Source organism: Haemophilus sp. oral taxon 036 (genome assembly GCF_002998595.1).
GTDB lineage: Bacteria > Pseudomonadota > Gammaproteobacteria > Enterobacterales > Pasteurellaceae > Haemophilus > Haemophilus haemolyticus_K.
Map to the genome: position 1 here is coordinate 100,714 of NZ_CP027235.1, position 22,209 is coordinate 122,922.

Below are 22,209 nucleotides of genomic sequence, written 5' to 3' on the forward strand. Positions count from 1 at the left end.
AAATTCAGTATTTACAAATTTTTTAACTTTCTCTATTATTAATAGTGCCAATTTTAAATTAACAAACATTGATTTTTACTATGAGGTTTATAATGAATGAATTAACAAAAGGATTAATGAATCTACGCAGTTTGCGTGTTGCTGTACGTGAACTCACTTTAGAACAAGCAGAAAGCGCGCTTGAAAAACTACAAACTGTAATTGAAGAAAAACGTATTGCTGAAGAGGAATTGATTAAGTCTGAAGCAGAACGCAAAGAGCGTATTGCAAAATATAAAGAATTAATGGAACAAGATGGTATAACGGCTGAAGAATTCCAAGCTATTTTTAATGTGTCATCTGTTGCTCCTAGAGTTAAACGTGCACCCCGCCCTGCAAAATATGCCTTTATTGATGAAAATGGCGAGCGTAAAACATGGACTGGCCAAGGCCGAACACCTCGCCCAATTCAAAATGCATTAAATTCAGGTAAATCATTATCTGATTTCGAAATTTAATTTTTCTATTTGAAACTAGAACCCATTTTTATGGGTTCTATTTTTTTATCTAAACGTAGCACACAACATTATGATCGAAAAAAAATATTACTCACCGATTGTCCCGATGATAAAGGTCTAATAGCTAAAATAACTAACATTTGTTACAAACATCAACTAAATATTCTGCATAATAATGAATTTGTAGATTTTGAAACTAAACATTTCTTTATGCGCACAGAATTGGAAGGTATTTCTAACGAAGCTACTTTATTAGAAGACCTAAAATATAGCTTACCCGAAGGAACACATTGTCGATTAATTGGCACACAACGTAAACGAATTGTTATTTTGGTCACAAAGGAAGCTCACTGTCTCGGCGATATTTTGATGAAAAATTATTATGGTGCGCTTGATGTAGAAATTGCAGCCGTAATTGGCAACCATGATAATTTACGCGAACTCGTTGAGCGCTTCAATATTCCATTTCATTTAGTTAGTCATGAAGGCTTAACTCGTATTGAGCACGACAAATTATTAGCTGAAAAAATTGATGAATATACGCCAGATTATATTGTTCTCGCTAAATATATGCGTGTACTAAATCCCGAATTTGTTGCTCGTTATCCAAATCGAGTGATTAATATCCACCATTCATTTTTACCTGCTTTCATTGGCGCAAAACCTTATCAACAAGCCTATGAACGAGGTGTAAAAATTATTGGCGCAACAGCACATTTCATTAATAATGAATTGGATCAAGGTCCAATCATTATGCAAAATGTCATTAATGTGGATCATACTTATAGCGCAGAAGCGATGATGCGTGCTGGTCGTGATGTAGAAAAAACAGTATTAAGTCGCGCACTTGATCTTGCTTTACACGATAAAATTTTTGTTTATAAAAATAAAACGGTGGTGCTGTAATGGAAAAAATCACCCTTTCTCCAATAAGTGCGGTTGAAGGAACAATTAATTTACCAGGTTCTAAAAGTTTATCAAACCGAGCATTACTTTTGGCTGCCTTAGCTAAAGGCACAACAAAAGTAGTCAATTTATTAGATAGCGATGATATTCGCCATATGCTTAATGCATTCAGCTCCTTGGGCGTGAAATATCAGCTTTCTGATGATAAAACAATTTACGAAATTGAAGGCTTAGGAGGTTCGTTTAATATTCAAGATGGACTTTCTCTTTTCCTTGGCAATGCAGGAACCGCAATGCGTCCCTTAACAGCCGCGCTTTGTTTAAAGGGGCAAAAAACGGGGGAAATCATCTTAACAGGTGAACCTCGTATGAAAGAACGGCCAATTCTACATTTAGTAGATGCATTACACCAAGCGGGTGCAGAGATTCGCTACTTAGAAAATGAAGGTTATCCTCCGCTCGCAATTCGTAACAGTGGGATAAAAGGGGGAAAACTCAAAATCGATGGTTCTATTTCATCCCAATTTTTGACCGCACTTTTAATGTCTGCTCCACTTGCAGAAAATGATACAGAAATTGAAATTATCGGTGAATTAGTCTCTAAACCTTATATTGACATCACCCTTTCAATGATGAAAGATTTTGGTGTTCATGTTGAAAATCATGATTATCAAAAGTTCTACGTAAAATGCAATCAGTCCTATATTTCACCTGGTAAATATTTAGTAGAAGGTGATGCCTCATCAGCCTCTTACTTTCTCGCAGCTGGCGCTATTAAAGGAAAAGTAAAAGTAACAGGAATTGGCAAAAACTCAATTCAAGGCGATCGTTTATTTGCTGATGTATTAGAAAAAATGGGTGCAAAAATCACTTGGGGAGAGGATTTTATTCAAGCCGAACATAATGAATTACACGGTATTGATATGGATATGAACCATATTCCTGATGCTGCAATGACGATAGCAACCACTGCTCTTTTTGCCAACAGCGAAACCGTCATTAGAAATATTTATAACTGGCGCGTAAAAGAAACTGATCGATTAACAGCAATGGCAACTGAGCTACGTAAAATTGGTGCAGAAGTCGAAGAAGGTGAAGATTTTATTCGTATTCAACCGCTTGCATTCAATCAGTTTAAACATGCTGATATTGAGACTTATAACGATCACCGCATGGCAATGTGCTTTTCGTTAATTGCACTTTCAAATACATCAGTCTCAATACTTGATCCTAAGTGTACAAGCAAAACATTTCCGAAATTCTTCTATGAATTTGAGAAAATTTGTATAAGAAAATAACTTAAAGTGCGGTCAAAAATATGACCGCACTTTTCGTACATTATAATCCTACATTATCTTTAATCCGTTCAGCAAACATGCCGATGCTCAATGCAAAATAATTAGATTTATTCCAATCTAAAATAGTACGGAAATTATTCGAAACTAAAAATGCTCTGCCTGCTTCACGATCAGGGCGAACTAACCAAAGCTCAGCATTTTCAAGTGTACTTAACTTGGCTTGCTCCTGTGGATTGGCGCTTTTTAATATTAGCCCCATCGCTTGCCAATCTTTTAAAGAGCGAGCTTTATTGCTTTCTGTACCAGAATAACTCAAATCAATAGGTTGCGTGAGCATCACCTCTACGCCCCAGGGCAAACTATTATCCCAGCCTACTGTATGCAAATAATTTGCAATAGAAGCAAAAGTATCAAACTGGTTTTTCCAAATATCTTTTACGCCATCATTATTTCCATCAGCCGCATAACGTAAGAAAGTGCTTGGCATAAACTGAGTTTGTCCCATCGCGCCCGCCCATGAACCTAACATACATTCACGTTGAATATGATCTTTTTCAAGCATTTTCATGGCTGAGATAAATTCTTTCGTAAATAATTTTTCTCTCCGACCTTCAAAAGCCAACGTTGCCACTGCAGAAAGTACATCATATTTGCCTTGATAATGCCCGAAACTACTTTCCATTCCCCATAACGCAAGCAAATATTCCTGCTGAACACCATATTTTTGGCTTGCTTTTTGCAATGGGGCTTGCACTTCCGAATAACGCTCACCCGCGACATTCACTTTATTTTGCGTTAGCACTCTATTGAGATAATTGCTCGTTCCATTAGGATTAGCCACTGGAGGTGAATTCGGATCTCTTTTACGAATTTTACCAGCTTGTTCACGATCTAAATCTACTGCCTTTTGCATATAGAGAATATTATTTTGAGCATTTAATACCGATAATGACACGCCTTCAGAGGCGGCTTTACCTTTTAAAAATTGAACATAATCATTAAAATTTTCTGGCGTTCTTTGCTTAGTATAACTGGTACTATTGACCACTGGCTTAATATCAGACGAACTAGAACAGCCAACTAAAAAAACTGCGGTGGATAATGCAGAAATTTTAAATAACATATTTAATTTCATCGTATTTCCTATTTACGTAAAAAAATTTGATAAAGGTTTTTCAATAACGAGGTTGGCAATAAACGAGAACCAAAGCGCAATGCAAAAGTAAATAATCCAGATAACAACCCCTGAATTCCCAAACGATATTTTAATTTGAACAAACGCCATTCTGCCTTGGCTTGATTGACACCACGGCGACGACTCACCATGCCATTTCCTACTCGCGCATAAACTAAAATATCTGGCAAATTCGCCACATATAAACCTTGTGCGACAAGTTTGATCCACAAATAATAATCTTCTTGAAGATCTTCATATCCACCACAATTAATGACCGCACTTTTTTGATATGCCACCGTCATGTGATTAAACGGACAACGTTTTTGCGTGAATTTGATAATTTCTTGAGCAGACGTTGGTACATTACGATATGCCACAATATCATTTATATTTTCACCAAATTCAGCAATTTGTCCGCCAAAGATAATGATTTCAGGATGTTGTTCAATAAACGCCACCTGTTTTTCAAAACGATCAGGCACGCAAATATCATCGGTATCCATACGGAAAACCCAGTCATAATCACAATGCAATAAACCTTCGTTTAAGGCTTTGCCTAATCCTCGATTTTGCGGCAATTTAACTAATTTTAATGGCAATTTTGTTTCAAACTCCGTCACAACAGATTCTAATTCTGGCGTTACTGCGCCATCAAAAACCAATACAATTTCATCGGCTTGACGAGTTTGTGCCACAAGACTTTCAAAGCACCCCCGCAAGAATTGAGGATTTTCCTTAATATATAAGGACATAAGGACTGAAAATTTCATTTTATTTTCCTACATAAACCGTTTTAAATTAATGGCTAATTTTGGCGAAATTAAAATAACCAAAGTAATAATGAATTGCTTAATGCTTTTTGTTTTCTTAAAAATATCAAAATAATATTTCGCTGCTTTACGCGATAAATTCATGATATGGGGATAAGCCAAAATATAGCTCGCGTTAATATCAAAATTACGAGCTTGCTCTACCGTTTTCACATAATGCTCACGAATATAATCAATCGCTTTTTGCGTGTTGGTAGTATCCGTAGACACACTTGAACGTTTAGTATGGAAAGTACAATAAGTCAGTGGCTCATTAATTTTATAAGGTTTAAAACTCGGCTCTTGTAGCAGTTTTAACAAAAAATCATAGTCTTCCAAAGAACGAAGTGCGGTCGATAATCCGCCTATTTTTAAAAACATCTCTTTTTTAATCGCAACCATTGGCATACCACCAATCTTATTGGCTAACAAAATACGTTCTGTCGAGATTTCTTGGGGTTCAATCGGTTGAGTCACATAAGTAAACCCTTCATTGACCATTTCACACTTAGCTGGATGATAAATAAAATTAACGTCCGGATTTTGCTCAATCACTTGTAGTACTTTTTCACATTTTTCCGGCATAAAACGATCATCATCATCGAGAAAAAGCAACCAATCTCCCTTTGATGCACGCACACCAATATTACGACTTTCTGCTGCACCTTGATTCGTTTCATTACGAATCACTGTAACTGGAAAAGAATAGCGTTGCTCAACGACGACTTTTTCTTTTGAGCAATCATCCACAATAATCACTTCAAAATGAGTCGATGTTTGTTGAGTTAAACTTTCTAATAAAGTTGGCACTTCTGCTTTTCGATTATAAGAAGGCACAATAATGCTTAACATAATTCCTTCCTTTAATTAGCCAAATTTTTCTTAATCGCAAAGATTTTTTTTAATGGATATTTCATTAATTTTTTAAACAAATTATTGGATAAAGATCCACGGATACTTTCTAAATTGCTTATCAATACAGGATTTTCAATTACCATGAGAGGGCGAACCACTTTATTTCTTATATTAAAATCCTGTTCAAAGAGTAAAAAATCATCTGCTAACCAAAATGGTTTGTTTTGAGAAATTTTCTGGATAAATCTTCTTGCAGCAGATTTTTTAATAAGATAGCCCACAGTTCCAGCAAAATAACTTTTATAAGGGAAAGCGTAATTTACATTGCCTGTTTTTTTGCATAAAAAAGAAAAAGTTGTCGGGTAATTAATTTCTAAATCGGCATCATTGAAATCATTAATCTTTGATTGTCCAACCAATACAATTTCAGACTCAAGTTTTTCTGCTAAAAGTGCGATTAAATTTTTCTGAAAATCTTGGTGGAATAAAGCGTCATCTTCACAAACTAACGCATAGCTATCTTCAGCGATGTCATTGTCTTCAACAATTTTTTGGTACACAGAAAGATGGCTTAATGTACAGCCGATTTCGCCCTTAGTGACATTACGACCATAATGTGCTTTAAATTGTTCAATATTAAAAATAGAGGATAACTCATCCCAATCTTTTTGCATGGTATTAATGGCAGAAAATACTTGGAAATCCTCAGTATTTTTTTGAGAAAAGAATAATTCCCGACGCTGAATATCTTTATCTAAAGAGATCAAATATTTTTTTAACATAAAATTATTCCTTATAAAATCGCTTTCCATTCTTCAATAATTTTCTCAATGCCATAATTTTCACTCATTAAACAAGATTTGTCTGACATCTGCTGATAAAGTTCAGGATTATTCATTAATAAATCTAAACTATTAACCATTTCTTCAACATTATTTTTTTCACAAAGAAAACCATTTTCTTTATGTTCCACTAATTGCTTGACGCCAGGAGAACAATTAAAGGCAACAATAGGTAAGCCAAATGCCATTGCTTCAATAACGACTAAAGGCAAGCCTTCTGTTTGTGAAGGTAAACAATAAATTGAGCTGCTTTCATAATAAAAAGCAACATCATTGGTACGAGGAATAAAATTAACTGAATCTTCAATATCCAATGCTTTAGCAAGATTTTTTAAATTCTCTTCTTCCTCACCCGACCCCACTATTTTTAAATTCCAATCTGGGTGATTTTTTGTCAAAACGTGCCAGGCTTTTAATAAATAATCAAAACCTTTATAAGAAAATAAATGCCCTACAGATAAAATAGTTTTATTTTCCCATTTTGCTAATTTATTCTTTGGCAAAAGCGTATTTGGGTTAGCTATACTGATTATATTGTTCGTTTTAAATTTTTCTTGCCACAGCGTTTTTTCTGACTTGGTTAATGTGACGACTTTATCACATCTTGTTGCAGCTAAATATTTACCTAGAGTGCGAACTAGACGATTGCCACTAAAGTTAAAAGAATAATGCTCCCATAAAATATGCTTTACATTTACATTGACCAACGCCAAAGCAGAAAAGAGCATTATCGCACCATCAACCACAACTAAAGTATCCAGCTGCAATTCTTTAACCAATTCTCTTAATTTTTTTGTGATAGAAAAATAATCTTTTTTCAATGAATAGGGCAATTTATTCATTGCGTAAATATTAATTTTTTCATCGACTTGGAAAAAAGGCTTATTACCGCCAATGCTAATAAAAGAAACATCATATCCCTGTTTAGCGAGAGCATTGGCAACATTAATAGAAACGCGCTCCGTTCCACCCGCACTTTCGATATTCATAATAAAGAAACCAATTTTTTTCATCTTAGATTTCCTTATAAATCGTTAATCCAAGTTCTGGGAATGAATCGTAACAGAATTGCCATCTTGGAATACTCGTTCTAATAAAACGAATTTCTACATTAGGATGACTTAATAAATTAAACGCAACAGAACTGAAGAACGTGTAAATAATCACTTTTTTATTCGATAAATTCTTAAATACGTAATCTTCAAAAATGAGTTCTGATTCAACATAATTTACCCCATCTACTCGGTAATCTTCTGCAGGATGAGGGAAATAATAGTCAAAAGGAATCTGATCTTTTAATTTTTTTATTAATGAGAGGTTTTCCTCTTTTGTATTTAATAAGGGCTGCCCAATAAAAAATGAGACCTCTCCATCTATATCGCAATCTACTTTATTATCCCATAAGGAAATAGGTTCAATATTGGAAACAATATTTTTGTAATTAGGATAAATCGTATAATGTTTTTTTATTTTTTTAAATAATTTATGCACATTATATTTATCGCCAATAAAGGCTTTAATCAGTTTATATTTAAATGTATCAGGCTCTCTCAATAAATTGGGGTGAGGGAAAATATTATCTGAGCCATCATCAAAGGTGTAAAGCTCTTTAAATGAAACATGGCTAAGATAAGTTTGTAGCCATAATGAATTAAGATTGGCGAGAAAAACCTTATCAAAACTTTTATGCGTAATTTTATTCTTAAGCTGGCGCATTAACTTGAGAGAATCGAAACCTTTTAGATCTTTTCCCGTATCAATGTTCACCGAATCACTACAAACTTCCGCTAATTTACTCGCGTACAAGGTTCTTTTTTTATCCCACACACCACCAAACATGACGCCAAAGAATTGCTCGTTAGGATGTAATTCAATGATTTTTCTCGCAATTAATACTTGCAATGGTGTGCAACAAAGAATGAGATTCATAGGGTTTTACTCACTTTAGATGTCATAAAATAAAGAATAGGAATAATGGAAAGAGAACCAATAATTCCAGCATAAGGGATATATTTAATTTCTGTAAAAGTTAAAACCACAAGGCTCGCTACATAAATGATTGTAGATAAAACCGAACATTGGGAAATAAGTTTATTTTTTCCATAATAGAAAAGATAATTAACTAAAATCAAATAAGGAATACTTAATGTGGTCGAAATTAAAAATAAAATAAAATAATATTTCGTTCCCACAAATTGGCTACCTAAAATCCAAACTAACACATCTTCAGGAATAATCCACATGACTAAAGCAGGAATAGGTATCAGCAAAAAGGAAGACAACGCCCATTTATGTAACTGTTGAATCACTAATTTTTTTTGTTTTAAGGCTTCATAAAAATAAGGAATAATCGCTTTATTAAGAGCTTGAATAGCAATAGAAACCACCAAAGCAAGTTGAGCGCCCATTGCATAAAGCCCTAAATCTGTTTCACTGAATTTATGATAAATAAAAATACGGTCTAACTGCCCTTTTAAGAAAAAGCTCGCATGATGCAAAATGAGCGGTAATCCAAATCCTAAAATATAAAATAATGCAGATTGATAATGTTTAAATTGATATTTTTTAGATGTTGCACTCTTTCTATAAAGAAAATAAGAAAAAAACCAAACGACTAAATTACTCAATAAAATGGCCAAAATTCTTTTTTCAACAAGATCATTTTGATAATACTCGAGCAATGCGACGGTAAATACTGCGCCAGTAACAGTGAGTGAAAATTGAATAAAAGCATAAGACCAAGCCTTTTTCTGGCATTGTCTTACACTTAACTGAACATTTAAGAAAGATTGGAAAATTGAGGAAAGTGCGGCATAGAATAATATTTCTGACTGAGCAATCCAACAGCCAATTAAAATAATGCTGCCAATTATCGTGGTATAAGCATAGCCAGTATTTACCACTAAATTTAATGAACGTTTTCCGTAAAAATAAAAATAACGGGAAATTGCGCCCTCTTGAGTTAAAGAAACCACAATCAAAAATAAACTTAAAAAAGTTTGATAATAAGAAAGTGAACCATACCCTTCTACGCCCAATTTACGCGATAAATAAGGCAAAAGTAAAAAAGGAACTAACTTTGACGATAATTCCCCAACAAGGTAAATGACACTGTCTTTAAAAACTTTCATAAATATAACCGCACTTTTGATGAATTCGAGCGTTTGTTTATCAAAAAATAAGGGGCTTATTTTAACAAAATCAACATAGACAAGCTATGACTAATCATTATAATGAAACCGCTCTATATCAAGGATCTTATCTATGTTAGAACTAGGAAAACTTCTTACCGCACTTATCGCACCACCTCTCAATACCTTTGTATTACTAATTATTGCAGCAATTCTTTATCGTGTTCATTTCAAAAAATTAGCCAAATTTATTGCGCTTATCAGTTTCACTTGGCTTTATGTCATGAGTGCGCCTTTTACTGGTTTATTGCTAACAGATAATGATGATTCTCCAGCCCTTACCCTAGATGAGTATAAACAAGCTCAAGCCATCGTCATATTAGGCGGTGGATCTTACCCAACCAAAGAACTGTATGCAGAAACGGCTTCTGGCGCAGCGCAACTAGAACGTTTACGTTATGCAGCATTTTTACAAAAAGAAACGGGCTTGCCTGTTTTAACTACGGGCTATTCTTTGATAGGCATTTCTGAAGGCGACTTAATGGCAAAAGAACTTAACCAATTCTTTAATGTGCCAACGCAATGGATCGAAAATAAAGCCCGTAATACGGAAGAAAATGCCAGTTTTACTAAAACTATTTTAGTTAAAGATCATATTCAAAAAATTATTTTAGTAACAAATCAATGGCATATGAAACGAGCCAAATATCTTTTTGAAAAACAAGGATTTGATGTACTTCCTGCTGCAGCGGCAAGCTATGGCAGCAAAGGAAATTTATCTGCCAAATCTTTTGTTCCTGACTTAGGTGCATTGAATAGCAATATGGTTTTATTAAAAGAGTGGATTGGTTATTGGAAAGTTCATTAATCTGATATAAAAGAGGTCACAAAATGCGACCAATCTTCTAAAATTCTTTTGAGATTAAACTTTCAGCTAATTGTAAATCCAGAGTTGAATCAATATCAATCGAGCGATAAGTAGGCATTAAATAAAAACGCATAGGCTCAATAAAAAAACGTTTTTCTACAAATAAACTCTCAATATCATTAATATAAATAGCTCCATTTGCACGGTAAGATTTAGGTAATTTTTGACGCGGTGCTTCAAAATCACTTATCTCATGAATAGGTTTTACATCTTCATTTTCTAAAGTAAATGATTTATAAGGATGATGTTCGCATTCACAAGCTGATATGACCGACTTATATTTTCCTCCTAGGAAAATTTCCATTGCATTACGAATATCTAAAGCATTGCGTAATGGACTTGTTGGCTGTAACAAAACAGCTACTCCCTCAGAAATATTTAGGCTTTCTAAACAATGTAAAATAGCATCAATTGTGCGAGTATCACTTTGTGCTAAACTCTCAGGGCGAGCCACCGAAATTGCACCATATTTTTCTGCTTCTTTCAGAATCTTCTCCCCATCAGAGGTTACAACAACCTGATCAAACATTCCTGATTCTTGTGCGGCTAAAATGGCACGACCAACTAAAGACACACCTCCAACAAGCTGTAAATTTTTATCTTTAATTCCTTTTGAACCAGCCCTGGCAGGTATAATTGCAATTCTTTTCATTTTTTCACTCCACATGACAAAGTGTCTTTCATTTTAGAATGTTTCCCTTGTTTTAGCAAAAATTAATCTTTAACATATCCTCATCTATTTGCTAATAAAAGGAAAACAGATGATTCAACTTACTCGCGAACAACTTATTGAACTATTCAATAGACGTAGCTCTACACGCTATTACGATCCAAACAAAAAAATTAGCATCGAAGATTTTCAAGCTATTTTAGAATGCGCAAGATTATCACCAAGTTCTGTTGGTTCCGAGCCTTGGAAATTTTTAGTCATCCAAAATAAAACCTTACGCGAAAAAATGAAACCATTCAGCTGGGGAATGAGCAATCAATTAGATAACTGTAGCCATCTAGTGATCATCCTTGCAAAGAAAAATGCACGTTATGATAGTGAGTTTTTTACCGATGTAATGACACGTAAAGGTCTAAATATAGAACAACAACATGCGGCACTAGAAAAATATAAAAGCTTTCAAGAAGAAGACATGAAATTACTTAAAAATGAACGCGCTTTATTTGATTGGTGTAGCAAACAAACATATATTGCCCTTGCCAATATGTTAACTGGGGCAACCGCACTTGGTATTGATTCCTGCCCGATTGAAGGATTCAATTATGATAAAATGAATGAATGCTTAGCTCAAGAAGGTTTATTGGATCCTAATGAATACGGCGTTTCTGTTGCAGCAACCTTTGGTTATCGTTCACGTGATATTACTAAAAAATCTCGAAAGGAATTTGATGAAATCATACAGTGGGTAGAATAATCCTGTATAAAGTAAAAAGCTCCCAACTTGGGAGCTTTATTTTTAGCATTTAAAATTAGCGACGTAAACCTAAACGAGCGATAGTGCTTTGGTATAAAGCAAGATCAGTACGTTTTAAGTAGTCTAAAAGTTTACGACGACGAGAAACCATACGTAATAAACCACGACGACCATGGTGGTCTTTTTTGTGCTCTGCAAAGTGAGCTTGTAAGTGGTTGATTTGTGCAGTTAATAATGCGATTTGAACTTCAGAAGAACCTGTATCTTTCGCATCGCGACCAAATTCAGCAACGATTGCTGCTTTTTTTTCAGTACTTAGAGACATTTTTTACTCCTAAAAGGTAGTGTTGTTAATACATCATTCGCCGATCTCTAACTCAGCGACGACAAGGAGCCTGCATTCTAGCGATGAATAAACTCAAATGCAAGGTTTATTCAAGCAAAAACCCATCATTCTGATTTGTTTGTCTTGAATCAATTGTAAAATTTGAAAGCATGTAGCTAGGAATTATTACCACTATAGTGAAATTCTATACATTTCATTGGCTATTTCTTTATTATAAACATGATGATCTGTTTCAATAATTTTAATAGTTTCACTCTCTGAAATTTTAATTTGTTTTAACTCATTGATAAATTGATCATACTCTGTAGTGTGAGCAAGAATAAATTTATCAATTCCCATATAACTATTTCTATCTGCTCGTCTAGTTTTGACTTCACTTTCAGAAAGCGTTAAAAGATAACACTTTGCATCTCTATGAACATATTTTGTTGCAACAGCCTCAAGATCGGCTTGTTTCCAACGTTCCCTTAATGACGTTTTAGCACTAATAGTGATGGGCGTTCTACGATTATAGAGGACAATATCAAGAATTACATTTGGTACAAAAGCAAGTTTTGCTTGAACATAAACGGGGCCGATTCCTTCTCTAAGTAATGAAAGGACAAGTAATTGCTCAAACACTCCCCCATTTACCGAATTATCTTCTTTATAATCAGATTTATAAATACCCCAATAAGTAGAAATAAATTCACTTGCAGTCCACTCTTTGTTAATAGGATATTCTTCTATCATTTGTTTGATAATAGTGACAACCTTTCGTCCTTTAGTAGTCATATTATTTACCTATGTTTAATTCATTTAATATTTGTTTTGCTGTTGCTTGAATAGCTGGCACAGCAACAGAATTGCCAAATTGTTTATATGCCGAGGCATCTGCAACAGGAATTACATAACTATCAGGAAAACCTTGTAATCTGGCCCATTCTCTTGGAGTCATCTTACGAATCCCCTCTCGATTAACTTCGCCTTTAATCCGAGTTGTTGGGGTAAAATCAGTAATTCGATGATCAATAATCAAATTACGCTCTCTTCCCATGCCACCAACAACAATTGCATTCGCTATTCCATTATCAGAAATAATTTCATATCCAAAGCCGTTACCTTTACTTTCATGACGAGCTTTATGCTTCCGTAATGTATTAATATATTGGGTTGATAAATAATATTTCGTTGCAACTGGTTTATCTTCACGAATATCAATAAAACGCACTGACTGATTGGTCGGCTTTGGATAATTAAATGAATTCACCCCTGTATCTTTATGAAATCCCACAATATAGATCCGTTCTCTATTTTGTGGCACACCGAAATCTTTAGCATTTACAATTTCAGGATCTGGTACAAAATAACCTAAATCCTCTCTCAATGTGTTTAAAATAATTTTAAGCGTACGTCCTTTATCGTGATTAATTAATCCTTTCACATTTTCTAAAAAAAAGGCTTTCGGTTGATGACGATGAATAATCTCAGCGACATCAAAAAATAACGTTCCTCTGGTATCTTCAAATCCGCCTCTTTTCCCTGCAATAGAAAAAGCCTGACAAGGAAAGCCAGCACAAAGGATATCGAATTCTTTAGGAATTCTAGCCTTTGTTTCTTCTAAAGTAATATCACCGTAAGGAATATCTCCAAAATTTGCAGCATACGTTTTTTGAGCTTGCTCATCCCATTCACTAGAAAAAACACATTTTCCACCCAAATTTTGCATTGCTAGTCTAAAGCCACCAATTCCAGCAAAAAGATCAATAAAGGTAAAACTTACTGTATTCTGCACTAGGTGCTTATTTTCTGAAAACAAATGATATTGTGCTTCAGGTTCTTCAATTATATTTTGCTGTTCTAAAATTTCAGCCATGTACATCTCTAAAAAAGTAGTATTCAGTAAAAATATGTCTAATTATATTTATATAACAACATAAAAAATCGTAGATGCAATAATTCTATTTCCTACAGTCTACTCTTTTAATGTCCTAATTTTTTCAATCACATTTGTTGTTGAACAACCATTTTCAAAGTTTAGCACTTTAACATCACCGCCATTTGCCCAAACTTCTTTACTGCCTGCAATCTCTTCGGGTTTGTAATCGCCGCCTTTGACTAAAAGATCTGGTAGAATTTCACCGATTAAACGTTGTGGTGTATCTTCAGTGAATGGTACCAACCAGTCTACTGATGCCAAACCAGCAAGCACAGCCATTCGAGTTTCAAGGTTGTTAATTGGGCGACCGTCACCTTTTAAGCGTTTAACGGAATCATCGCTGTTTACCGCGACAATTAAACGATCGCCCAATTTACGTGCATTTTCTAAATAAGAAACATGGCCTGGATGCAAAATATCGAAACAGCCATTAGTCATCACAATTTTTTCACCGCGCGCTTTAGCTTGTGCGACAGCATCTTTTAATTCTGCTTCGCTCATAATGCCAAATCCCGTTTCAGAGCGAACATGAATAGCATTTTCAAGTTCCACGGTCGAAACCGTTGAAGTCCCCAATTTACCCACCACAATTCCAGCGGCGACATTGGCTAGGTAACAAGATTCTTCGAAAGAACGCCCATCAGCTAACGCAGTTGCTAATACGCTAATAACGGTGTCACCGGCTCCCGTCACATCAAACACTTCTTTTGCAACGGTTGGCAAATGATAGGGTTCTTGATTTGGACGTAATAATGTCATTCCTTTTTCAGAACGCGTCACCAAAAGTGCGGTTAATTCAATATCAGAAATTAATTTTAAACCTTTCTCAATAATCTCTTCTTCTGTATTGCATTTGCCCACAACAGCTTCAAATTCAGACATATTTGGTGTCAATAATGTCGCACCACGATAACGTTCAAAATCAGTTCCCTTTGGATCGATTAACACAGGCACATTTGCTTTGCGTGCAATTTGAATCATTTTCTGAACATCTTTAAGAGTGCCTTTGCCATAATCAGAAAGAATCAAAGCACCATAATTTTTCACCGCACTTTCTAACTTCGCTAATAAATCCTTGCAATCTACATTATTGAAATCTTCTTCAAAATCAAGGCGAAGTAACTGTTGGTGACGGGATAAAATACGTAATTTAGTAATGGTTGGATGGGTTTCTAATGCAACAAAATTACAATCGATTTTTTGTTTTTCTAATAAGTGGGAAAGCGCAGAACCAGTTTCATCTTGTCCAATCAATCCCATTAACTGAACAGGTACGTTGAGTGAAGCAATATTCATCGCTACATTTGCAGCACCACCCGCGCGTTCTTCATTTTCTTGTACACGAACCACTGGCACAGGGGCTTCTGGTGAAATACGGTTGGTTGCGCCAAACCAATAACGATCAAGCATCACATCGCCTAATACGAGCACTTTTGCTTGCTTAAATTCTGCTGAATATTGAGCCATTTTAAAATCTCTCTATTTGAATAACCAAAATTGTGGCGATTTTACCACAACTCAAATTTACGATAAACTACGCTCCTAACTTACGTGGAAAGAACAATGAAAAACGAAAAACTCCCTCAATTTCAACCGCACTTTTTAGCTCCAAAATACTGGCTTTTTTGGCTAGGCGTGGCAATTTGGCGAAGTATTTTATGTCTTCCCTATCCTATTTTGCGCCATATTGGTCATGGTCTCGGTTGGCTGTTTTCACATTTAAAAGTGGGTAAACGTCGAGCTGCCATTGCACGCCGTAATCTTGAACTTTGTTTCCCTGATATGCCTGAAAACGAGCGTGAGGTGATTTTGCAAGAAAATCTCCGCTCAGTAGGCATGGCAATTATCGAAACAGGTATGGCTTGGTTTTGGTCGGATACACGTATCAAAAAATGGTCAAAAGTTGAAGGCTTACATTATCTAAAAGAAAATCAAAAAGATGGAATTGTTCTCGTCGGTGTTCATTTCTTAACACTAGAACTTGGTGCGCGTATCATTGGTTTACATCATCCTGGTATTGGAGTTTACCGCCCAAATGACGATCCTGCATTTGATTGGCTACAAATTCAAGGACGTTTAAAATCAAATAAAAATTTACTAAATCGTAAAGATTTACGTGGAATGATCAAAGCTTTACGCAATGAAGAAACCATTTGGTATGCGCCTGATCACGATTACGGCAGAAAAAATGCCGTTTTTGTTCCCTTTTTTGCGGTTCCTGATGCTTGCACAACCACTGGTAGTTATTATTTACTGAAATCCTCACCAAATAGCAAAGTGATTCCATTTGCGCCATTACGAAATAAAGATGGCTCAGGCTATACCGTGAGTATTTCAGCGCCTGTTGATTTTACAGATTTACAAGATGAAACGGCGATTGCAGCGCGAATGAATCAAATCGTTGAAAAGGAAATCATGAAGGGCATATCACAATATATGTGGCTACATCGCCGTTTTAAAACACGCCCAGATGAAAATACGCCTGGTTTATACGATTAAAAGTGCGGTCGAATATCACCGCACTTTTTGATAGAATTTTCTCAAATTTAAAAAATTAACGACTCATCTAACCATGACAACCAATTATTCAGCTCAAGAAATTACCGTACTTAAAGATCTCGAGCCGGTGCAAATTCGCCCCGGTATGTATACAGATACCACTCGTCCGAATCACCTCGCACAAGAAGTTATTGATAACAGCGTGGATGAAGCCCTTGCGGGTTTTGCCACAAAAATTGAAGTAATTTTACACCCAGATCAATCCATTGAAGTCACAGACAATGGTCGCGGTATGCCTGTGGATATTCATCCAATGGAAGGCGTTTCCGGCGTAGAAGTGATCCTGACTAAACTTCATGCTGGTGGTAAATTCTCCAATAAAAATTATGAATTTGCCGGTGGTTTACACGGTGTGGGGATTTCTGTGGTGAATGCGCTTTCTGAACGAGTGGATATTCAAGTCAAACGTAATGGTGAAGTGTATAAAATTGCCTTTGAAAACGGCAATAAAGTAGAAGAATTGGAAGTTATTGGGACTTGTGGCAGACGCACAACGGGGACAACAGTTCACTTCAAACCGAATCCAAAATATTTTGACAGCGCAAAATTTTCCGTTAGCCGTCTACGCCATTTATTAAGAGCGAAAGCCGTCCTCTGCTCAGGGCTTGAAATCAAATTCATTGATAAAGTAAACAATACTCAAGATATTTGGTTATATGAAGATGGGCTTTCCGATTATCTTATCGAAGCAGTTAATGGCTTTGAAACACTTCCGGAAAAACCATTCGTTGGTGAATTTAAAGGAACAAATGAAGCGGTTAGCTGGGCATTACTTTGGTTACCAGAAGGTGGCGAACTGATTGGCGAAAGCTACGTAAACTTAATTCCGACTATTCAAGGCGGAACACATGTTAATGGCCTACGTCAAGGTTTATTAGATGCCATTCGAGAATTTTGCGAATTTAGAAATCTATTACCACGCGGCGTAAAACTTACCGCTGATGATATTTGGGATCGTTGTTCTTACATTCTTTCCCTTAAAATGCAGGATGCGCAATTCGCGGGGCAAACTAAGGAACGCTTATCATCACGCCAAAGTGCGGTCTTTGTCAGCGGTGTTTTAAAAGATGCGTTTAGTTTATGGCTCAACCAAAACGTACAAGATGCTGAAAAATTAGCAGAAATTGCCATTAGTTCTGCACAACGCCGATTACGTGCAGCCAAAAAAGTCGTGCGAAAAAAACTCGTTAGTGGCCCTGCGTTACCAGGGAAATTAGCAGATTGTGGCTCACAGGATTTAGAAAAAACTGAATTATTTTTAGTGGAGGGCGACTCTGCGGGCGGTTCAGCAAAACAAGCGCGTGATCGCGAATATCAAGCGATTTTGCCGTTACGTGGAAAAATCTTAAATACATGGGAAGTTTCACCTGATCAAGTATTAGGTTCAACGGAAATTCACGATATCGCCGTTGCTCTTGGAATCGATCCTGACAGCAATGATTTATCACAACTTCGCTATGGTAAAGTATGTATTCTCGCGGATGCTGACTCCGATGGTCTGCATATTGCCACTCTGCTCTGCGCCCTGTTCTTACGTCATTTTCCGAAATTGGTACAAGACGGTCACGTTTACGTCGCAATGCCACCACTTTATCGCATTGACTTAAATAAAGAAGTCTTCTACGCATTAGATGAAAGTGAAAAAGAGGCGATTTTAGATCGATTAAAAAATAAAAAAGGCAAACCTAATGTTCAACGTTTTAAAGGTTTAGGTGAAATGAACCCATCGCAATTGCGTGAAACAACAATGGATCCTAATACTCGTCGCCTTGTTCAATTAACTTATGATTTAGAGGAAGACCAAGGTGCGGATACATTAGAACTCATGGATATGTTATTAGCGAAAAAACGTTCCGAAGACCGTAAAAATTGGTTGCAAGCGAAAGGCGATCAGGTTGATTTATCTGTTTAGACTAAATTAATCTCAGCAAATCCGAATTTTAATAAATTAAGAATATATTCAATTAACAGAAACCAAAATGACAAATATCAATTATGAAGGCATTGAGCAAATGCCTCTACGCACCTTCACCGAAAGGGCTTATCTCAACTATTCCATGTATGTCATCATGGATCGTGCGCTGCCTTTTATCGGTGACGGTTTAAAACCCGTTCAACGCCGTATTGTATATGCGATGTCTGAACTTGGCTTAAATGCCACGGCAAAATACAAAAAATCTGCCCGTACCGTCGGTGATGTACTCGGTAAATTCCATCCACATGGAGACAGTGCTTGTTATGAAGCGATGGTGTTAATGGCACAACCCTTCTCTTATCGTTATCCGCTCGTAGATGGTCAAGGTAACTGGGGGGCGCCAGATGATCCAAAATCTTTCGCTGCCATGCGTTATACGGAATCACGCCTATCTAAAATCTCTGAAATATTGCTGAGTGAACTCGGACAAGGAACGGTAGATTATCAACCAAACTTTGATGGAACCTTGGCTGAACCACAATATTTACCTGCTCGTTTACCTCATATTTTATTGAACGGCACAACAGGTATTGCAGTGGGTATGGCGACAGATATTCCACCACACAATATTAACGAAATTGCTGATGCGGCAGTAATGTTGCTAGATAATCCGAAAGCGGGATTAGATGATGTACTTAAAATTGTTCAAGGTCCAGATTTTCCAACAGAAGCGGAAATTATTTCGCCCAAATCAGAAATTCGTAAAATTTATGAGCAAGGTCGTGGCTCAATAAAAATGCGTGCAACTTGGAAAAAAGAAGACGGTGAAATTATTATCTCAGCACTTCCGCATCAATCTTCGCCATCCAAAATTATTGCCCAAATAGCCGAACAAATGACGGCAAAAAAACTGCCAATGCTAGAAGATATTCGTGATGAAGCCGATCACGAAAATCCAATTCGGATTGTGCTAGTTCCTCGCTCAAATCGCGTCGATACCGATGCATTAATGGCACACTTATTTGCGACTACAGATCTTGAAAAAAGCTACCGTGTAAATATGAATATGATCGGGCTTGATCATAAACCTGCGGTAAAAGGCTTATTAGAAATCTTAAATGAATGGCTTACTTTCCGCCGAATAACCGTGACTCGTCGTCTTCAATATCGTTTGGATAAAGTGCTCTCTCGCTTGCATATTTTAGAAGGTTTGATGGTAGCCTTTTTAAATATTGATGAGGTTATCGAAATTATACGCCATGAAGATGATCCAAAAGCAGAGCTTATAGCACGCTTTAATTTAAGCGATGAACAAGCCGATGCAATTTTAAATTTACGCTTACGTCATTTAGCGAAATTAGAAGAAAACCAACTCAAAGCTGAACAAAATGAACTTGAAAAAGAGCGGTTAAATTTAGAAGCAATTTTAGGATCGGAACGCCGTTTGAATACGCTTATCAAAAAAGAAATTCAAGAAGATGCGAAAAAATATACTAGTCCACGAATGTCTCAACTGGTCGAACGAGAAGAAGCCAAAATGATCTCTGAAAGTGACATGACACCAGCAGAGCCTGTCACTGTCATCTTATCCGAAATGGGCTGGGTTCGTTGTGCTAAAGGACACGATATTGATCCTAAATCATTAAGCTACAAAGCTGGTGATAATTATCGAGCTCACGCTTGTGGCAAGAGTAATCAAGCTGTTGTATTCATTGATAGTACGGGGCGAAGTTATGCACTCGATCCGCTTTCATTACCTTCCGCGCGTTCGCAAGGTGAACCCCTCACAGGTAAACTAAATTTACCCGCTGGTGCGACCATTGAATATGTCGTAATGGCCAGCGAACAGCAAGAATTATTGATGGCTTCTGATGCGGGTTATGGTTTTATTTGTAAATTTGAAGATTTAATTGCACGCAATAAAGCAGGAAAAGCCTTGATTTCTTTACCGGAAAATGCCAAAGTGATGGAGCCTAAAACGCTGGCGAATGCCACCTCACTTGTTGTCGCGATGACATCCGCTGGCAGAATGTTGATTTTCCCGGTAAAAGATTTACCGGCATTATCAAAAGGCAAAGGCAATAAAATTGTGACAATTCCTGCCGCAAATGCAAAGGAGCGCAGTGAATTGTTAGTGAAATTATTGCTTATTTCAGATCAAGCAAGTCTTGAATTTCATTCCGGAAAACGAAAAATTGTATTAAAACCGGAAGATCTGCAGAAGTTCCGTGCTGAACGAGGCAGAAAAGGTTCGACATTACCACGCGGATTACATACCAATGTTGAAATAGTGGTAATCGAACCGCAACACAACACATAACTTAAACACAACATAGGGAGATCCAATTTATGAGTCATACATTTAGCACGTATGAAACCCTTGCACTAGCAAGCTTAGTCTTGCTCTTGGGGTATTTTCTCGTTAAACGAATTAGCATCTTAAAAACATTCAACATTCCTGAGCCAGTTGTTGGTGGATTTATTGTTGCTATTGCTCTTTTAATTTGGAATAAAGTAGACGGTACATCCTTTAACTTCGATAAGAATTTGCAAACTACCATGATGTTAGTGTTCTTCACTTCCATTGGTTTAAGTGCAAACTTTTCCCGTTTAATTAAAGGCGGAAAACCACTTATCGTATTTTTATTCGTCGCTGGTTTGCTAATTATTTGCCAAAATGTTATCGGTGTCATAGGTTCATTAGCATTAGGTATCCACCCAGCATACGGCTTATTAGCGGGTTCTGTCACATTAACTGGCGGTCATGGTACTGGTGCTGCATGGGCTGATACATTTACTCACCAATTCAATTTACAAGGTGCAACTGAAATTGCGATGGCATGTGCAACCTTTGGTTTAGTCTTTGGTGGTATCATCGGTGGCCCTGTTGCACGTTTCTTATTAAATCGTCAAAAACAAGGTGAAAATCCTGAAAACGATGAAGTAGATGATATTCAAGAGGCTTTTGAACATCCAACTTACAAACGTAAAATTACTTCACGTTCGTTAATTGAAACCATTGCAATGATGTCTATCTGTTTGCTTATCGGCCAATATTTAGATGCTCAAACAAAAGGTACCGCATTCCAATTACCAACATTCGTATGGTGTTTATTTACCGGTGTAATTATCCGTAATATTTTAACCAATATCTTCCGTTTCCAAGTGGCTGATTCGGCTATTGATGTATTAGGTAGCGTGGGTTTATCTATCTTCTTAGCTATCGCCCTAATGTCATTAAAACTTTGGGAACTTGCAGGCTTAGCGGTAGATGTATTAATCATCCTTGCAGTACAAGTTGTCTTTATGGCGGTATTTGCAATCTATGTTACTTATCGCGCAATGGGTAAAGATTATGATGCGGTTGTATTAAGCTCTGGTCACTGTGGTTTCGGTTTAGGAGCAACCCCAACAGCCGTTGCAAATATGCAAGCCATTACCAGCCGTTTTGGGCCATCACACAAAGCATTTTTAATCGTTCCAATGGTCGGTGCATTCTTTATCGACTTAATCAACGCTGCGCTATTAAAAGTTTCATTTGCAGTTGTAAATATGCTCGTGTAAAGTGCGGTTGAAATTGACAATGTTTTAGAGAAATGCCTTT

General features: G+C 36.4%; 21 protein-coding genes. 9 read left to right on the forward strand and 12 right to left on the reverse strand.

From position 1 onward, the window contains the following. Nucleotides 1-92: 92 nt before the first annotated feature. From C3V42_RS00520 to aroA, 3 genes are read left to right on the forward strand one after another with little or no spacing between them, the layout of a single operon-like run. On the forward strand, nucleotides 93-497 hold the full coding sequence (locus C3V42_RS00520; RefSeq protein ID WP_048952598.1) for an H-NS family nucleoid-associated regulatory protein: 405 nt from the start codon (nucleotides 93-95) through the stop codon (nucleotides 495-497). Nucleotides 498-527: 30 nt separating this feature from the next. Further along, complete coding sequence (purU, locus tag C3V42_RS00525; RefSeq protein WP_106013276.1) at nucleotides 528-1,403, forward strand: formyltetrahydrofolate deformylase; 876 nt, start codon at nucleotides 528-530, stop codon at nucleotides 1,401-1,403. After that, nucleotides 1,403-2,701, forward strand: coding sequence for a 3-phosphoshikimate 1-carboxyvinyltransferase (gene aroA / locus C3V42_RS00530; protein ID WP_106013277.1), 1,299 nt, complete (start codon nucleotides 1,403-1,405; stop codon nucleotides 2,699-2,701). Before purU ends, aroA begins: the two co-directional genes overlap by 1 nt. A gap of 40 nt (nucleotides 2,702-2,741) precedes the next feature. On the opposite strand, the gene C3V42_RS00535 is transcribed toward aroA, so the two are convergent. The 7 genes from C3V42_RS00535 to lsgA are packed head-to-tail and all read right to left on the reverse strand — an operon-like array spanning nucleotide 2,742 to nucleotide 9,515. Then, nucleotides 2,742-3,836, reverse strand: a complete 1,095-nt coding sequence (locus C3V42_RS00535) for a lytic murein transglycosylase (protein ID WP_106013278.1) — start codon at nucleotides 3,834-3,836, stop codon at nucleotides 2,742-2,744. 8 nt (nucleotides 3,837-3,844) lie between these two features. After that, on the reverse strand, nucleotides 3,845-4,648 hold the full coding sequence (gene lsgF / locus C3V42_RS00540) for a lipooligosaccharide biosynthesis galactosyltransferase LsgF (RefSeq protein WP_164994200.1): 804 nt from the start codon (nucleotides 4,646-4,648) through the stop codon (nucleotides 3,845-3,847). Nucleotides 4,649-4,657: 9 nt separating this feature from the next. After that, on the reverse strand, nucleotides 4,658-5,539 hold the full coding sequence (lsgE, locus tag C3V42_RS00545) for a lipooligosaccharide biosynthesis N-acetyl-glucosamine transferase LsgE (protein ID WP_106013279.1): 882 nt from the start codon (nucleotides 5,537-5,539) through the stop codon (nucleotides 4,658-4,660). Between the two features lie 11 nt (nucleotides 5,540-5,550). Next, a complete protein-coding gene (lsgD, locus tag C3V42_RS00550) occupies nucleotides 5,551-6,324 on the reverse strand; it encodes a lipooligosaccharide biosynthesis galactosyltransferase LsgD (RefSeq protein ID WP_106013280.1) in 774 nt (257 codons plus the stop codon). An 11-nt stretch (nucleotides 6,325-6,335) separates the two neighbouring features. After that, nucleotides 6,336-7,397: a lipooligosaccharide biosynthesis family 4 glycosyltransferase LsgC gene (gene lsgC, locus C3V42_RS00555; RefSeq protein WP_106013281.1), complete on the reverse strand. Its 1,062-nt coding sequence runs from the start codon at nucleotides 7,395-7,397 to the stop codon at nucleotides 6,336-6,338. A 1-nt stretch (nucleotide 7,398) separates the two neighbouring features. Further along, entirely contained in the window at nucleotides 7,399-8,313 is a 915-nt protein-coding gene (gene lsgB / locus C3V42_RS00560) for a lipooligosaccharide biosynthesis sialyltransferase LsgB (RefSeq protein ID WP_106013282.1), read from the reverse strand. Beyond that, a complete protein-coding gene (gene lsgA / locus C3V42_RS00565; protein ID WP_106013283.1) occupies nucleotides 8,310-9,515 on the reverse strand; it encodes a lipooligosaccharide flippase LsgA in 1,206 nt (401 codons plus the stop codon). The genes lsgB and lsgA overlap by 4 nt, the downstream gene beginning before the upstream one ends. Before the next feature lie 133 nt (nucleotides 9,516-9,648). Between lsgA and C3V42_RS00570 the strand changes: the two genes are divergently transcribed. Then, nucleotides 9,649-10,383 carry a YdcF family protein gene (locus C3V42_RS00570; protein ID WP_106013284.1) on the forward strand — a complete coding sequence of 245 codons (735 nt, stop codon included), beginning with the start codon at nucleotides 9,649-9,651 and terminating at the stop codon, nucleotides 10,381-10,383. A gap of 37 nt (nucleotides 10,384-10,420) precedes the next feature. Here C3V42_RS00570 and C3V42_RS00575 read toward each other — a convergent pair whose 3' ends face one another. Beyond that, nucleotides 10,421-11,095, reverse strand: coding sequence for an acylneuraminate cytidylyltransferase (locus C3V42_RS00575; protein ID WP_106014294.1), 675 nt, complete (start codon nucleotides 11,093-11,095; stop codon nucleotides 10,421-10,423). Between the two features lie 109 nt (nucleotides 11,096-11,204). On the opposite strand from C3V42_RS00575, the gene C3V42_RS00580 reads away from it, so the two are divergent. Continuing rightward, the gene (locus tag C3V42_RS00580) at nucleotides 11,205-11,867 is read left to right on the forward strand and encodes an NAD(P)H-dependent oxidoreductase (RefSeq protein WP_106013285.1); all 663 of its coding nucleotides are present in this window, start codon (nucleotides 11,205-11,207) and stop codon (nucleotides 11,865-11,867) included. A 55-nt stretch (nucleotides 11,868-11,922) separates the two neighbouring features. Here the strand turns inward: C3V42_RS00580 and rpsO are convergent, their stop codons facing one another. From rpsO to hldE, 4 genes are all read right to left on the reverse strand, one after another. Further along, complete coding sequence (gene rpsO / locus C3V42_RS00585) at nucleotides 11,923-12,192, reverse strand: 30S ribosomal protein S15 (protein ID WP_005628925.1); 270 nt, start codon at nucleotides 12,190-12,192, stop codon at nucleotides 11,923-11,925. A 192-nt stretch (nucleotides 12,193-12,384) separates the two neighbouring features. Next, on the reverse strand, nucleotides 12,385-12,987 hold the full coding sequence (locus C3V42_RS00590) for a hypothetical protein (protein ID WP_106013286.1): 603 nt from the start codon (nucleotides 12,985-12,987) through the stop codon (nucleotides 12,385-12,387). A 1-nt stretch (nucleotide 12,988) separates the two neighbouring features. Then, the gene (locus C3V42_RS00595; RefSeq protein WP_106013287.1) at nucleotides 12,989-14,068 is read right to left on the reverse strand and encodes a DNA cytosine methyltransferase; all 1,080 of its coding nucleotides are present in this window, start codon (nucleotides 14,066-14,068) and stop codon (nucleotides 12,989-12,991) included. Nucleotides 14,069-14,167: 99 nt separating this feature from the next. Next, a complete protein-coding gene (gene hldE / locus C3V42_RS00600; protein WP_106013288.1) occupies nucleotides 14,168-15,598 on the reverse strand; it encodes a bifunctional D-glycero-beta-D-manno-heptose-7-phosphate kinase/D-glycero-beta-D-manno-heptose 1-phosphate adenylyltransferase HldE in 1,431 nt (476 codons plus the stop codon). Nucleotides 15,599-15,694: 96 nt separating this feature from the next. Here hldE and C3V42_RS00605 point away from each other — a divergent pair, with 96 nt between their 5' ends. From C3V42_RS00605 to gltS, 4 genes are all read left to right on the forward strand, one after another. Beyond that, nucleotides 15,695-16,630: a Kdo(2)-lipid IV(A) acyltransferase gene (locus C3V42_RS00605; RefSeq protein ID WP_106013289.1), complete on the forward strand. Its 936-nt coding sequence runs from the start codon at nucleotides 15,695-15,697 to the stop codon at nucleotides 16,628-16,630. 73 nt (nucleotides 16,631-16,703) lie between these two features. Next, nucleotides 16,704-18,602 carry a DNA topoisomerase IV subunit B gene (gene parE, locus C3V42_RS00610; RefSeq protein ID WP_106013290.1) on the forward strand — a complete coding sequence of 633 codons (1,899 nt, stop codon included), beginning with the start codon at nucleotides 16,704-16,706 and terminating at the stop codon, nucleotides 18,600-18,602. A gap of 67 nt (nucleotides 18,603-18,669) precedes the next feature. After that, nucleotides 18,670-20,925 carry a DNA topoisomerase IV subunit A gene (gene parC / locus C3V42_RS00615; protein ID WP_106013291.1) on the forward strand — a complete coding sequence of 752 codons (2,256 nt, stop codon included), beginning with the start codon at nucleotides 18,670-18,672 and terminating at the stop codon, nucleotides 20,923-20,925. Nucleotides 20,926-20,954: 29 nt separating this feature from the next. Beyond that, nucleotides 20,955-22,169 (forward strand): sodium/glutamate symporter, encoded by a 1,215-nt coding sequence (gene gltS / locus C3V42_RS00620; protein ID WP_065264718.1) that lies wholly within the window; start codon nucleotides 20,955-20,957, stop codon nucleotides 22,167-22,169. Nucleotides 22,170-22,209: the final 40 nt, after the last annotated feature.